The following is a 14,844-nucleotide window of genomic DNA, read 5'->3' as shown; positions in this document are numbered from 1 at the left end:
TGAGATCCTCTCGCTAGGTTGAATCATGGCCCAAAATATCGGCTTACGTCGTGCCATTCTTTTCGTAGGAGTTGCCAACCTCAGTTACTTTTTCGTTGAATTTTGGGTTGCCAGACAAATCAACTCCATTTCCCTATTTGCCGATAGTATTGATTTTCTCGAAGATGCTGCCGTTAATTTTTTAATTCTGATTGCCTTGGGCTGGCCGGCAAAAATACGGGCATTTGTGGGGATGTTCCTCTCGGGTGTGCTGTTGATTCCGGCTGTTGCGCTCGTTTGGGCCGTCTGGCAGAAGTTTGCGACCCCAACTCCACCGGAACCTTGGTTATTATCTGGGACTGGCCTAGGCGCGCTAGTTGTGAATCTGGTTTGTGCCTTTGTGATTGCCCAATATCGCCATCATGAGGGTAGTTTAGTTAAAGCTGCTTTTCTCTCAGCCCGGAACGATGCTCTCGCCAACATTGCCATCATTGGAGCCGGCCTGGTCACACTCCTCTGGTTATCCGGTTGGCCAGATTTAATCGTGGGTATTGGGATATTGATTATGAATCTTGATGCGGCCCAGGCCATTTGGAAAGCGGCGAGAGATGAACACACCTTAGCTGAGCCATAGAAAAGTAACTCACCTCAGTCTCAACGTCCGAATATTTATCTGTTCTCTCCAGTGGGAACCTCGACTACTCGACGACATGGTGATCAACCCTAAACTTTACTTAACCTGATTCAAATCCTATAATCCCCTTATTCACAGGGTTTAGTGAGGTATGTCTGATGGCGTTAGAAAACACCCTATTCTTCAGCCCGGATGATATATTCACGATTTCGTTGCGTTTGGGGATGGCGTTTTTTGTCGGTGGCGCGATTGGCTTGAACCGACAACAACCGGGCCGGCCCGCTGGCCTACGCACCTATATGGCTGTGAGCGTGGGTTCTGCCCTTTTTGTCATGTTGCCCCTCCAGGCCGGGATTGATCTTAATTCCACCAATGCCTTAAGTCGGACGGTGCAGGGGGTCGCTACAGGGGTGGGGTTTATTGGTGCCGGCCTAATTTTGCAACAGTCAAGTCATGGAGTGAAGCCAGAAGTTAAGGGTCTGACCTCTGCCGCCGCTCTCTGGTTAACCGCTGGCCTGGGAACTGCAGCTGGGTGTGGGTTATGGATTACCAGCTTAGTCGGGACATTAATGACCTTGATGATTTTGAGCGGAGTCAAGCGGATGAAGCAAGCTCCTCTCTATCAAATTCATATTTATGGCAAGGGTCGGAAAAAGAAATCTCCCACCAAGTCCAAAAATACCCCCACTGCGGCTACAACCATTGAGTCAGACAATACAGACCATTAATTAACCTTATTATTTTCTCCTGACAGGCCTGGAATTTTTCTAAAGGATGAGCTAGGCTACATGAAGCCTGATAATCTACATAAAAGACGTAGGCTTTATGATGTATATTATCTCTCGCCTACTTGACGACGATACTAATTCAGGCTTTCAGTTTTGCAGAGTTTTGGAACTTTAGTCTTATGAAAGCGTTAAAACGATCCTTATCTCGTCTGGGCTGGCGATCCACGCGACTATTCTTAGCGATTGCCTTTTTATTGGCTGTCGTAGCGTTGCCTGTCACCCTCATTGTCAATGCCAATGCTGCCCCTGGAGCGACGATCCAATTTGTCAGTCCAGATTGGGTCAAGTCTCAAGCCAATAATTCAAACTTGCGCATCTTGGACGTGCGGAATAACCCCCTGGAATACATTTCCGCTCACCTCCCCAATGCCGTAAATATTGCCGATGCTGCCTTTCGTGGCCCCGATGGTCGCTTGCCTGTCCAGTACTGGTCTGAGCCTAAACTCACCCAAATCCTTGGCAATGCTGGAGTTAGCAACAATAGTAAAGTCCTGGTCTATTCCGATGCTCGGGATGTTCTCGGTGCAACGATGGTGGCCTATATCCTAGAGCGACTTGGCTTTCAGGATATTGCAGTTCTGGATGGTGGGTTTACGGGCTATAAAGTGAGTAACGGCGAAGTAACCAAAGCTTATCCCAAGTATTCAGTCGCCCAACCGAAAGTGCAAGATAATCCAAACATTCGCGTCAATCTGGCTCAGGTCAAGCAACTGATTGGTAAGCCTGGGGTCGTTTTTGTTGATCCACGGCCACCAAAGCTCTTTAGCGGTGAAGAAAATGTGTTTATCCGTAATGGGCACATTCCCGGCGCACGGAATATCCCTTGGCCCACGTTCACAACTACAGATAACCCCCATAAACTCAAGTCTTTGGACGAAATCAAGGCAATTTTAGCCAGCAAAAAAGTTGACCCCAGCCAAGATGTGATTGTCACGTGCAGCACTGGTCGAGAAGCTACCTTGCAATACATCGTCCTGAAGCACTTACTCAAATACCCCAAAGTCCGTATCTATGAAGGTTCTTGGACAGAATATAGTGCCACTGATTTGCCTGTGCAAACTGGCCCTGATCCCATCGGTTAACTCTTTTGGCGATAATTGAGATCATTACCTTGAAGTCATGGTCTTTCAGGATTATCATCAGGCGACAGTTGAATCTTTTTGGCTGTGACTTTGCTGCTGTCGCCTTTTTCATCTATGCCTCGTCTTTTGCAGGATTTATCTATGAAAATATTAGGCTCTACGGTTCTTGTTGGTGCTTTACTCATCAGTGCAGCCGCTTTGGTTCTACTGCCCCAATTGGATGCTACCGCTTGTACCCTTCCTTCTGAAAACAAAACAAAAACACCTCCGAAAAAATGAGCCTTTCTCAACGGACTGAGTATTCCCAAGGATTTCGTTCTTCAATGGTTCTGGCGATTACCCTTGGCCTGGTAGTCCTAAGCACAGTTGCCTTATCCGTCTATGGTTGGCGACAGAGCATCTTATTTATTTTGGGAATCGGCCTTGGTTTGACGTTGCATCATGCCCGCTTTGGTTTTAGTTCCGCCTATCGCAAATGGTGGCTGCAACGAGATGGACGGGGACTGCTGGCGCAATGCTTATTGTTAGGTCTGGCTACACTTTTGTTTGCCCCCGTGCTGGCTATTGGTGAAGTAGCTGGAGAAACCATCCGGGGAGCGTTGGCACCAGTTGGTATTGCAGGGATGCTGGGAGCTTTTTTGTTTGGGATTGGGATGCAATTAGGGGGTGGTTGTGGCTGTGGTACGTTAGCCGGATTTGGACAAGGGAATCTTTCAACCCTTGTGACAATTTTAACCTTTTGCCTCGGTTCATTCCTCGCTAGCTTGACCCGACCCTTTTGGGCTCAATTACCTAGTTGGCCACCCATTGCTTGGAATGAGTCATTGGGTTGGGTTGGCGGCGTTACCTTACAGTTAACTCTCCTCGGAATTCTGGCTGGTGTAATTATTTGCTTCAATCGAGATCCATTGCAACCAGAGGATCATTCTCCTCAGAAGAAGCTAGTTCCTGCTCATGATACCGATGAGCGTGGGCTGATGAAGATAATCCGTGGCCCCTGGTCTTTAGCAACAGGTGCAGTAGTTTTAGCTCTCCTGGCCTGTTTAACCTTGATTGTATCAGGACAGCCCTGGCGGATTACCTGGGGCTTTCTGGTTTGGGCCGCCCATGCCGCACAAAAATTAGGCTGGCAACCGGATCAGTCCCCTTTCTGGCAAAGTGAACCGGCTCAATATGCCCTGAATCATAGTATTTTTGCCGATGTCAGTTCTGTCATGAATATTGGTCTGATTTTAGGGGCAATTTTAGGGGCAGCTTTAGCTGGACGCTTTACAGTTCGCCTTGTTTTGAGTTGGCCGGATGCTCTGATGAGAGGAATGGGAGGATTCATGATGGGGTTTGGTGCTTTACTGTCCTTTGGCTGTAATGTCAGTGCTTTCTTGGGGGGAATTGCCTCCCTCAGCATCCACGGTTGGCTTTGGATTGTTTTTGCCCTATTTGGCAGTTGGCTGTGTTTACAATTCCAAGGACAACTCAAGGGTGAATAGCAATCTCAATTTTTTAAGCAAAGTAGCTGAAATAGATATAGCGTGACTTATTTAGGGCTGCTTAAGAGCAAGTCAGAAAACCTCTCACTGGTGAAACTTTGAACATTTTTACGCGTCAGAACAGTCTGTGTAACACGATAGTTGATGACTGAGATAACCTTAAAGAAAATATTTCTCAATCTTCAGTCTGCAATATAGCAGTCCGTCTTCATTTGTGAGAATGACTGATCATCAGAAGCCTTGGTAAAGAATCCCCCCTCGTTGAGCCTAGGATGAAACCAAAACTTTGCAGGGATAGATAATTCTGGGCTATTCTCACGAATCATTACTGTTTACTATAGGGCTATTCCTAACGCTTAAGTAGATTCCTCAGTTGTATCGAACTACTTGATGGTACGAATACTCAAGTGATCTGGAATTGCCTGTCAAATGTTATCCCAAAATGCGGTGTCATCAGTCCCTCCCCAGGCCTGGAGATATGCCCCCCAAACTGATCGGGTGCAGATTCTTCAAGGATTGGATAGCAAGCTTTAGGGCAAGGCCGACTGAGTCTTCCCCAAGTCATGCATGGCCGGCGTGATTTCCAATCAGGTGATGGAGGAGTGGGCAGATCACGGATGATTTGAGCCCTATCCCCCTCAGGCTCGTGTTTAGAAATTCTCCAGAAGCAGAAGTAATAAATTCTTCTAATGAATTTTTAGGCTAAACATTTAAAAATTATTGCATTGAAAAGCCAGCCAGCGGTCTATTAGGATCAAAAGGCGAAGTCCCTCAATCCGTCTTGGGAGGACAGCGGCTCAGGCACTTAATTTTATCAAGGCAAATACTTATGACTACCGATGTCAGCAGCTTAATGACCCTTGTGGAGACAACCGCCCAGCAATTGGGCCTTCACAAATATGATCTCGGTGGCTCTCAGATAGATGAGGTCTCTGTACAAGTTCAAAATGGCCAGCCCAAGCAGGTCAAAGCTTCCCAACGCTCAGGGATTACGGTGCGGGTTTGGAATCAGCAGGGACAAATGGGGGTAACCAGTACAACGGATTTGGATCGGCGGGGTTTGGAGTTAGCCTTGGGAATGGCCCGCGATGCCAGTCATTTTGGGGTTACAGAACATATTCCCGACTTCAGTCCCCAGGCCCAGGCCCCTGTAGCCCCCATTGACCTTCCTCCAGTCACTCCCGCCCCCGCCAGTGAATTAGTTCAAAAACTGGTCGCTGCTGAACAAGCCGTCATTGAAGCTCACCCGGCCATCAGTAGTGTGCCCTATAACGGACTATCCCAACGGGGTATCTCGCGGTTTTATCTCAACAGTGAGGGAGCCATGCGCCAAGAGGGGGGAACCTACACCTCCATTTATCTCTATAGCAAAACCGATGTGGCCGGTCGGAAACCCCGCAGTGCCGGAGCCTTTCGTCTCAGCTATGGCCTGGAAGACCTGGATATTGCCAGTTGTATTGCCGAAACCATAGAAAAAACCACCAGCCATTTAGACTACCAACCCATTGCTTCGGGCCACTATCCCGTCATCTTTTCTCCGGAAGCGTTTTTAAGTCTCCTCTCGGCATTTTCCAACCTGTTTAACGCCCAAAGTATTTTAGATGGCCAAAGCCTTTCCACCCCCGACTCCCTTGGCCTGGCCCTCGCCGTTCCAGAATTAAATGTCTTTGATGATGCCCGTCACCCTGAGCATATTGGGGCTACAACCTTTGATGGAGAAGGAACACCGACCCAACGCACCCCCTTAATTGAGCAGGGAATTTTAACCGGATTACTCCACAGTGCCGGAACCGCCAAACGCCTCCAAGCCCAACCTACAGGCCATGCCAATATGGGGGCAAAAGTAACAGTGAGTAGCCATTTCTATGATGTCTCGCCCGGTCGGGAGGCTAACTCCAGTTATAATTTGGCAACTGTGGACGGGGTCGTCTATGTGGATGATCTCCATGCTCTCCATGCTGGGGTGAAGGCTTTACAAGGATCATTTTCTTTGCCCTTTGATGGCTGGTTACTGAAGAACGGTGAAAGAATTAGTATCGAGTCGGCTACGGTAGCGGGGGATTTTCGGGCCGTCCTGAAACAGATTGTTCACCTTGATCCGGTTGCGCAATTTACCCAAGGTGGTTTCTGCCCCCTTGTCTGGGTGGACGGATTAGCCATTACTGGAGAATAAATGTGGCTGTTGCCCCAACTCGCCCTTGGCTACCAATTTCGCTGCCGGTTTTAGATCGTTATTTGCTCCTGGAAATGATTGCTCCGTTTATTTGGGGCCTGGGTATCTTTACGATTATTGCGGCGGTGATTGGGACTGTTTTTGAACTAATTCGGCGTGTCCTCGATTCTGGCCTGGGGGTGGCTGAGGCTGGGCAAGTGTTTCTGCTGCGGCTCCCCAGTTTTATTGTCTTGGGGATTCCGATGGCAATTTTATTTGGCACTCTTATGGCCTACAGTCGGCTCTCGCGCCGCAGTGAAATTATTGCCTGCAAAAGTGTGGGGATTGGGGCGAGGCGTTTAGTAGTTCCGGCCCTGTTGGCGGGTCTGGTGGCAATGACGAGTACCTGGGCCTTAAATGAGTATGTGGTCCCAGCCAGTAGTTACCAGGCCTATCTGAGGCTAAAAGCGGGAATTGACCAGCCCGTTACGCCCTTTCAAGAACGGAACATTTTCTATCGGGAATTTGCCCAACGCTATCTTCAGCAGATTTTCTTTGCCCAGGAATTTGATGGACAGGTGATGCAGGGGGTGACCATATTAAATTTTGGCCAGGGACTATTGTCTGAAATTATCGCCGCTGAGTCGGCCGAGTGGTTCGAGCCAGAACGGGCCTGGAAATTGAGCAATGGCACGCGCTACCTTCTGGATGGGAACCAAGCCTATCAAGAGGTTGTCCCCTTTACCCATCAAGCCTTCACCTATCGCCGCACCCCTCTCGAATTAGCCCAGGAAATTCGCACACCGGAGTTTATGAGTAGTGGGGAGGTCAAGGATTTTCTGGGCATCTTGCTCCAAAGTGGTGATCAAAAGCGAATTCGGACTTGGCGGGTGCAACTCCAAGAAAAACGCTCTCTTCCTTGGGTATGCCTTCTTTTAGCCTTAATTGGATCAGTATTGGGAATTAACTCACCTCGTAGTAATAATGCCTGGGCCTTTGGCCTGAGCGTAGCCGTGATTTTTAGTTACTATCTGGTTTCCTTTGTGACTATCTCCTTTGGCCAGGGGGGGATTTTGTCACCTTTTGTCGCCAGTTGGTCTCCCAAAATTGGCCTGGGTTTGATTGGAATATTGCTACTGATCCAGGCCCAACGCCGTTAAACCCCAAACATCAGAGGCTTAAGGGGGCAAGTGCCGGGGTCAGAATCAGGTGTCGATCCCGATCAAGCTTGAGCCAATTTTCTTCCCGCAGTTTTCCCAATAGCCTGGTGATAGTCACCCGACTCGTCCCAATGGCACTGGCTAACTGTTGGTGAGTCAGGCGGACTGCTAAACGATGCCCTTGGGGATGGGGATGTCCCACTTCTTGCCGGAGTAAAAATAATAGATGCCGCAAGCGATCCTCAATCCGGCGATGGCTAGAAATGGCTAGGATGGCTTCCACTTGCCGCAACCGCCGACTCAAACCCCGAAATAGACTCTGGTTTAGATTGGGGGAAGACTCAACTTCGGTCAAGGTAAAAGACATCAATTCAACCGCCGTCAACGCCCGGGCCTGGTAGGCTTCCAATGTGGTTAAAGCTGAACCAAAGGGCATCCCCGGCCCCGCCAACCCTAAAATCACTTCATCGCCACTGGGGTGGAGCAAATTTAACTGGACAATTCCCTGACCAACAACCCAAATTCGCTCAGGGTGCAGCCAAATACAATCACCTGCAGCAAAATTATGTAACTTAGGGGGGAGGGGACTGGTGCTGACTTGATGCCGATAAATTGCTTCCAGAGATTCTATGTGGGAATCTGCAAAGGAGTGAGAGGGAGTGTAATTCGGCATATTGGTGGTGCCTAGGAGTATTCCCCAATACTTTAAGCTGGTTCTGTAAAGCTAAGTTAATCAAAACACCAAGGTTATGTTAAGAGATGGAAACTCAGGCTTGAGTAATACCAAGGTTATGTATGGTTAGGAAGGGGAAATTACTGTTTAGACTGACCTCCTACCCACATTAACAAAAACAATCTACCATGTCCCAAAGGCCTGGGATTGTTATTCAGCATCTAAACTAATACCTAGGCAAGATTGAATAAATCGGTAGCTTTTTTGGATGTGATGGTCTGACCGATCTATATAAGATTTAGGTGCGGACAAGTTAGAAAATGCTTGTGGGTCAAGGCGGTGTAAATATTCCCAAAGCTTCGCGAGAATTTTGATTCACTTAGAACAACCTGCGTAACCCTATAGTCAGAAGTCTTTGCCGAGCCTTATATCGTTATTTTTGCCCAAATGAGACACTCAAAACTGTTGCCTCGTAGGGTTTCAAAAAGGCTGATGCTACCTTCTTAAGGGTAATGACTATCGTTCGGAAACCATAACAATTTTGCAGGCATACCTATTGAGCACAACCAAGGTTGGGTAATTGTCACTCCCAAACCCTATGAGGAAAAGTAACGTTATGTCCCATTTTGATAATTTTCAATAGAAATAAATTTAATAAAAAAAAGTCTCCAGGCCTGGGGGCGGAATTTATGATCTAAGGAGAAATGATAAAATCAAGGACAAGCTAGGGGTGTCTAATCCAACTACTCGCAGGGGATCAGACTGAGACAAACCCTTAGAACCTGAACCGGGTCATACCGGCGGAGGGAAGCTGTTTATTGAGGTTTTTAGAATGCGAACTGAATGGATTGCCAAACGGCAGGGCCAGGCCAATGTGTCCCAGATGCACTATGCCCGCCAAGGAATCATTACCGAAGAAATGGACTATGTGGCCCGGCGAGAGAATTTACCCCCAGATTTAATTCGGGATGAAGTGGCCCGGGGGCGGATGATTATTCCTGCCAACATCAATCACCCCAACCTGGAGCCGATGGCCATTGGGATTGCCTCGAAATGTAAGGTGAATGCCAATATTGGAGCCTCGCCGAATTCCTCCAACTTGGATGAAGAAGTCGCTAAACTACATCTGGCCGTGAAATATGGCGCAGATACGGTCATGGATCTCTCCACTGGCGGCGGCAACTTGGATGAAATTCGCACAGCCATCATTAACGCCTCCCCTGTGCCGATTGGGACTGTGCCGATTTACCAGGCCCTGGAAAGTGTCCACGGCAATATCGAAAACCTCACCCCTGATGATTTTCTCCACATCATTGAGAAACACGCGCAACAGGGTGTGGACTATATGACAATCCATGCCGGAATTTTAATTGAGCATTTGCCCTTGGTTCGCAGTCGGATCACCGGAATTGTCTCCCGCGGTGGCGGCATTATTGCCCGTTGGATGTTGCATCATCACAAACAAAACCCGCTCTATACCCACTTTGATGACATTATCGAAATTTTCAAACGCTACGATGTCTCATTTTCCTTAGGAGATTCCTTGCGTCCCGGTTGTACCCACGATGCCTCGGATGAAGCCCAACTGGCGGAACTGAAAACTTTGGGGCAACTCACCCGCCGGGCCTGGGAGCATGATGTGCAGGTGATGGTTGAGGGGCCTGGCCATGTGCCGATGGATCAAATTGAATTCAATGTCCGCAAACAGATGGAAGAATGCTCTGAGGCTCCTTTCTATGTGCTTGGGCCGTTAGTGACAGATATTGCGCCCGGCTACGATCACATCACCTCTGCGATTGGGGCGGCCATGGCCGGCTGGTACGGAACTGCCATGTTGTGTTACGTCACTCCCAAAGAACACCTCGGTTTACCCAATGCCGAAGATGTCCGCAATGGTTTAATTGCTTATAAGATTGCCGCCCATGCAGCGGATATTGCCCGCCACCGGCCTGGGGCCCGCGATCGGGATGATGAACTGTCCACTGCCCGCTATAACTTTGATTGGAATCGGCAGTTTGAGCTTTCCCTGGATCCCGAGCGGGCCAAGGAATATCATGATGAAACCCTCCCGGCTGACATCTATAAAACCGCCGAATTTTGTTCCATGTGCGGGCCGAAGTTCTGTCCGATGCAAACCAAGGTGGATGCCGATGCCCTGACGGAGTTGGAGAAGTTTCTGGCCCAAGATCAAGAAAAACGGGTCATGGCGGAAGTTTAGGCTAGAGTTGGGGTGGGATTGTGGTTAGTTTCCTCCAAGTCCTGCCCCGCTCCTTAGCCACGTTTCTCTTTGCCTTAGCCGCACTTTTGAGGTTCTATGGAAACACCGAATCCATCCCCCTCCCATTCTTCCCCCTCACCTACCTCCAATGGAGTTTTGCAACCTTTGTGGCGGCCGCATTGGCTTTGGTGGCTAATCTCGGCCTTGAGTGGTACACTCTCCATCGAGGAAGAAATCGTGAGACTGAAGCAAGAAACCGAGAGCTTGCAGCTAGAGAACGCAAAATACGACAGGATCGTGCAGCAGAATCAGATCGAGAGCTTGCAGCTAGAGAACGAGAGCTTGCAAATCAAGAAAGAAATCGAGCAAATCAAGACCGAGAGTTTGCAAGTCAAGAACGAAACCGAGCAAATCGAGAACGAGAGCTTGCAAGTCAAGAACGAAACCGAGCGGATCAAGAAAGAGAACGAGCAAATCGAGAAAGACTATGCGCGGCTAGGCGAGCTACTCTCCAAGGTCAATGCTTTGCTGCGCTCTTTCGATTCCAACTTGACCCCACCAACATAAATCGTGAGCGATTGCAGGATTTAATTGCGTTGCTAGATGAGTACAGCGATATTGTTTAATCTCCTCACCAGTCGAGCTTGTTAATTAAATTGCGGCTGCGCTGCGGGTGCTGCTCAAGTCTTCGTTGACCCAAAAGATGACTGGCAGGAGTTAAAACGGATTGTTATAATCGCCCTACTTCAGACTACCTCTAGGCATTAATGTCCACTGCTACTTTTTTAGTGATTCATGGAAGCCGCGACCCCAGGCCAGGCCTGGAACTAACAGAGCTATTACGGCAATTACGGTCATCTTGTCCAGCAGCCTTAATTGAAGGTGGAATGCTAGAGGCAACGGAGATTTCTTTGGCAGAACAGATCCAGCAGTTTAGTGACCAGGCCCAAATTTGCGGCTACCCGGCCATTAACGTATTCCCATTATTTTTATTGCCCGGTATTCATGTCTGTGAAGATGTGCCTGCCGCGGTCAAAACTGCCCAGGCCCGCAGTCCGTTACCGATTACCTTGCTGCCTTACCTAGGCCAACAACCGGGTTTAATGCCACTCTTGCAATCCATCCTGAAGGCAAACCAGGCCTGGGTATTTTTGGGCCATGGGAGTCGGCGGCCAGAGGCGATGGCCTGGATTGATCATCTGGCTGGAGAACTGGGGGCCATCCCGGCCTATTGGACAAAACCGGAAAGCCTTAAAGCAGCCATTGAGCAGTGGGTGTCTCAAGAAATAACCGAGATGAGAATTTTTCCCTATCTGCTTTTTGCAGGCAAACTTTTGGAATTGATCACTCAACAGGTACAAGATCTGAATCAAGACTATCCCCAGTTAAAGCTGCATTTGACCGATTGTTTACGCCCAGGCCCGGAATTAGTCAATCTGGTTCAGGATGGCCTGGGATTTTCCGAGACTCTTGTTTTAAGCTCTAATTAATTATGGGTGAAAGTTCTACGGTTGGTAAAGTCTATTTAGTGGGTGCGGGGCCTGGAGATCCGGGCCTGTTAACGGTGCGGGGTAAGACCCTTTTAGAATGTGCCGATGTGGTTTTGTATGATGCCCTGATCAGCCCAGAGATTTTTAGGCTAATTAACCCCAATGCAGAACTGATCCATGTGGGGAAACGCCGGGGGAATCACTCCTTAAACCAAGAGGAAATAATTCAATTGCTGATTGACCAGGCCCAGGAGCACGCCATTGTGGTGCGACTGAAGGGGGGCGATCCGTTTATTTTTGGGCGGGGGGGGGAGGAGTTGATCGCCTTAACCCAGGCCAAAGTTCCGGTGGAGGTTGTACCGGGCGTGACCAGTGGAATTGCCGTGCCAGCGAAGTTAAATATTCCCCTGACCCATCGGGAACTAAGTTCATCCGTACTGTTGGTGACGGGCCATGAAGGGGCGGGGAAATATCAACCGGACGTGAATTGGGAAGCGGTGGCCCATGCTGCCGATACGATCGTGATTTATATGGGGCTGCACAACCTGAGTCAAATTCGCCAGGCCTTGTTAACTGCAGGGCGAGACCCTAATACACCCATGGCCTTAATTCAAGCCGGAACCCAACCCGAAGAAAAAATTATCATCACAACCTTGGGGGCAGAGTTTGAGGGCCTGGAAAATACGAAAAAACCGACTTTAATTGTGATTGGAGAAGTGATCAATATCCGTGAACTTTGTCAGAGTTTAATCTAAAAAGGCAGAGCAATGACTACTGGACACAACCACTCCAGGCCTGGTGGGCGTAGATTAAAACGGCCTGATTTTCAGTCGTAGGTTGCAGTTGCCATTGATGAATGATCTCTTGTGCTTTAGAAGCGTAATTCACCCAATGTCCCAGGCCATGAAGGGCTGAAACAATCACCTGATCATTTTTAAAACATAAGGCTTCTGCCATAACTGTTAGGGCAGCATCCGTCATTTCTACACTGATGCTTTGATGGCCGGGGTACAGGACAAAAATATCCCAGAACATATAGCAAAGGTAACCAATGGGGCCATCATCCAGATCATGGCCAATCCATTTAAGCGGGGCCTGGCAGAGGGGATTAAAGTAGTTTTGATAAAGATATTTAAGGTTTTCTATGGCTGTGACCTTGCGCTGATGATCCGGGGTTTCTAAGTAACTGAAAACAGCATTACCACAGGCGTTAGAAAACAGAAGTTGTAAGCCAATCCCAATTTGCTCTTTGGTAAAAAGCTGAGGAATTTCTGGGTCAACTAGGGCCTGGTCAATGAAGTCTAAGGTTTGGCCTGGGGAGAGGCAGTAGGTTTCATCTCGCAATTCCCAAACTAGAGGGTTAATCTTGGGCGGCGTATCAAAAATGTCCTGTCGCCAATCGCAATAATTCATTCGCTTAAGTACACTGACTTCTAATCAGGCTCACGAGTTGATCCACACTATCGGGAACGGCTAAAGACTGAGCTTGGCTGGACATTTTTTCTAGCTTGGCTGGATGTTTGAGCAAATCTAAAACAATTTCTTGCAATTGCGCGCTGGTTAGCTCCTGTTGCCGATGGGTATAGGCGGCCCCGGCCTGGGCAAAGACTTGGGCGTTAAACCATTGATGATCCTCGGCGGCAAAGGGGTAGGGAATCAAAATACTCGGGGTTGCGGTGATCGCTAATTCGGTTAAAGCACTAGCCCCTGACCGACTAATGGCTAAGTTGGCCCGCTGCAAGAGAGGAGCCATATCGTGATAGAACTGCAGACTTAAATAATGCGGATGCTGTATGGCCTGGGCCTCGGGATCATTACTGCCCGTTAAATGCACCACCCAGGCCCCCCGCTGTAACCAGGCCCTGACTGCACCGCGAACTAACTGGTTTAAGCCCACAGCCCCTTGACTGCCCCCCATCGCAACAATTAAGGTGACATCCTCAGGAATTTTGACATCCTCAATTTGGAGGCTCATTGAGTTAGTGGTCCGATACAAAAACTCTGGGCGGACAGGGGTTCCAGTGATTTTAATCGGAGTTTTGGATTGACCCTGCTTGAGTCGTTTGGCCGCTTCATCCATCCCCACTGCCACAGTTGAACACCAAGGCGTTAACCAACGGGTGACTTTTCCGGGGAGAGCATTGGAATCATGGAGAATGGCCGGTAGCCCTAAACTCCGAGCCGCTAGAATTGCTGGGGATGAAATATAGCCGCCTGTGGTAAACACACCCACATAGTTTCCGGTTTTCACAATTTTCCGGGTTTGCCGAATGGCTTTGAGCAACTGGACGATGGGTTTAACTTTACTAAGGGGGTTGCGGCTTTGAAATCCACCCATTTTGATGGTGATTAAGGGGAAATGGCCTGGGATTAACTCATTCTCCAGGCGGTCGGGGACACCCAGCCAAGTAATTTCATAATCGGTCAGGGCCTGGGCAACCGCTAAAGCCGGAAATAAATGGCCACCCGTTCCGCTAGCAGCAATTAAAAGTTTTGGCACAGATTCTCCTCAGTTCATCCCTAGATATTCTCCCCTGAGTTTGGTCATGGCTCTAATTTGATGGGTGAAGAATCGGATAAAAACCATCTTTAAAATTTGTTTTCCAGATATCAGCCTTAGCAATGCTCCGAACCTAAGAGTCCAAACCTGAAATAGGAACTGAGAACTTAAACATCATAGTTTCAAACTCAGATGCTTGACCCTAGTTTCGGAAACCACATCGTAAGATAGTTCTTAATAAAACCGGTATTTGGCATTTTATGAAAATTATATATAGCAAACAGTAATTATTCATGAGAAAATACCATACATAGTCAGATGAGAAGAATGGAGAACAAAATGACTTAAAAACAGTTCAAATAGATATTTTGTAATTTTAAACGTCTTCAATAAGTGCCACACCTTCCTTAAGAAGTTTTTAACTTGCAGCCACACTGCTTCAATCGGATTTTGTTCCGGTGCTTATGGAGCTAATTTGATGCAGTAAATCGGCCATTCTTGTTCTGGCTTATTTCCATTGACTTGATGTAAATATTTACGGAAATTATCACTGTCATGATATGCTGCACCATCCCAAATCACAATGATTTTCCGATTGGGATGAATCGCCTTTATCCCTTTGATATACTGAATAGTATTCTGACTATTTCCACTCAAATAAGGTTTGACAATTAGGCGATC

14 protein-coding genes, 1 pseudogene and 1 riboswitch are annotated in these 14,844 nt (G+C 48.2%); of the genes and pseudogenes, 11 read left to right on the top strand and 4 right to left on the bottom strand.

Annotated elements, in window-relative coordinates; translation table 11 throughout:
• Positions 1-25 precede the first annotated feature (25 nt).
• The 7 genes from RIF25_RS11390 (at position 26) to RIF25_RS11360 (ending at position 7,282) form a co-directional block, all read left to right on the top strand.
• Positions 26-613, top strand: coding sequence for a cation transporter (locus RIF25_RS11390; protein ID WP_322878663.1), 588 nt, complete (start codon positions 26-28; stop codon positions 611-613).
• A 158-nt stretch (positions 614-771) separates the two neighbouring features.
• Complete coding sequence (locus RIF25_RS11385; protein ID WP_322878662.1) at positions 772-1,341, top strand: MgtC/SapB family protein; 570 nt, start codon at positions 772-774, stop codon at positions 1,339-1,341.
• A 179-nt stretch (positions 1,342-1,520) separates the two neighbouring features.
• On the top strand, positions 1,521-2,483 hold the full coding sequence (locus RIF25_RS11380) for a sulfurtransferase (protein WP_322878661.1): 963 nt from the start codon (positions 1,521-1,523) through the stop codon (positions 2,481-2,483).
• 78 nt (positions 2,484-2,561) lie between these two features.
• Positions 2,562-2,762: a hypothetical protein gene (locus tag RIF25_RS11375; protein ID WP_322878660.1), complete on the top strand. Its 201-nt coding sequence runs from the start codon at positions 2,562-2,564 to the stop codon at positions 2,760-2,762.
• Complete coding sequence (locus RIF25_RS11370) at positions 2,759-3,970, top strand: YeeE/YedE family protein (RefSeq protein ID WP_322878659.1); 1,212 nt, start codon at positions 2,759-2,761, stop codon at positions 3,968-3,970. Before RIF25_RS11375 ends, RIF25_RS11370 begins: the two co-directional genes overlap by 4 nt.
• 829 nt (positions 3,971-4,799) lie before the next feature.
• A complete protein-coding gene (locus tag RIF25_RS11365; protein ID WP_322878658.1) occupies positions 4,800-6,143 on the top strand; it encodes a TldD/PmbA family protein in 1,344 nt (447 codons plus the stop codon).
• Positions 6,144-6,145: 2 nt separating this feature from the next.
• Positions 6,146-7,282, top strand: a complete 1,137-nt coding sequence (locus RIF25_RS11360) for an LptF/LptG family permease (protein WP_322878657.1) — start codon at positions 6,146-6,148, stop codon at positions 7,280-7,282.
• Between the two features lie 10 nt (positions 7,283-7,292).
• On the opposite strand, the gene RIF25_RS11355 is transcribed toward RIF25_RS11360, so the two are convergent.
• Positions 7,293-7,955, bottom strand: coding sequence for a Crp/Fnr family transcriptional regulator (locus RIF25_RS11355; RefSeq protein ID WP_322878656.1), 663 nt, complete (start codon positions 7,953-7,955; stop codon positions 7,293-7,295).
• A 716-nt stretch (positions 7,956-8,671) separates the two neighbouring features.
• Positions 8,672-8,781, top strand: a riboswitch (TPP riboswitch).
• A 6-nt stretch (positions 8,782-8,787) separates the two neighbouring features.
• On the opposite strand from RIF25_RS11355, the gene thiC reads away from it, so the two are divergent.
• The 4 genes from thiC to cobA all read left to right on the top strand — a co-directional run bounded on the left by thiC (position 8,788) and on the right by cobA (position 12,418).
• A complete protein-coding gene (thiC, locus tag RIF25_RS11350) occupies positions 8,788-10,173 on the top strand; it encodes a phosphomethylpyrimidine synthase (RefSeq protein WP_322878655.1) in 1,386 nt (461 codons plus the stop codon).
• Positions 10,174-10,269: 96 nt separating this feature from the next.
• Entirely contained in the window at positions 10,270-10,740 is a 471-nt protein-coding gene (locus RIF25_RS11345; RefSeq protein ID WP_322878654.1) for a hypothetical protein, read from the top strand.
• A gap of 200 nt (positions 10,741-10,940) precedes the next feature.
• Complete coding sequence (locus RIF25_RS11340; RefSeq protein WP_322878653.1) at positions 10,941-11,663, top strand: sirohydrochlorin chelatase; 723 nt, start codon at positions 10,941-10,943, stop codon at positions 11,661-11,663.
• Positions 11,664-11,665: 2 nt separating this feature from the next.
• A complete protein-coding gene (cobA, locus tag RIF25_RS11335; RefSeq protein WP_322878652.1) occupies positions 11,666-12,418 on the top strand; it encodes a uroporphyrinogen-III C-methyltransferase in 753 nt (250 codons plus the stop codon).
• Between the two features lie 16 nt (positions 12,419-12,434).
• On the opposite strand, the gene RIF25_RS11330 is transcribed toward cobA, so the two are convergent.
• From RIF25_RS11330 to RIF25_RS11320, 3 genes and pseudogenes are all read right to left on the bottom strand, one after another.
• Positions 12,435-13,076 (bottom strand): hypothetical protein, encoded by a 642-nt coding sequence (locus tag RIF25_RS11330; RefSeq protein ID WP_322878651.1) that lies wholly within the window; start codon positions 13,074-13,076, stop codon positions 12,435-12,437.
• Positions 13,077-13,080: 4 nt separating this feature from the next.
• Positions 13,081-14,163, bottom strand: coding sequence for an undecaprenyldiphospho-muramoylpentapeptide beta-N-acetylglucosaminyltransferase (gene murG, locus RIF25_RS11325; protein ID WP_322878650.1), 1,083 nt, complete (start codon positions 14,161-14,163; stop codon positions 13,081-13,083).
• A 462-nt stretch (positions 14,164-14,625) separates the two neighbouring features.
• Positions 14,626-14,844: pseudogene (locus RIF25_RS11320) on the bottom strand (IS630 family transposase); the annotation flags it as partial.

The sequence above is a fragment of the Pseudocalidococcus azoricus BACA0444 genome, assembly GCF_031729055.1.
Taxonomy (GTDB): Bacteria; Cyanobacteriota; Cyanobacteriia; order Thermosynechococcales; family Thermosynechococcaceae; genus Pseudocalidococcus; species Pseudocalidococcus azoricus.
Note: the sequence above shows the minus strand (reverse complement) of the source record. Positions and strands in the feature narration are given on the sequence as shown.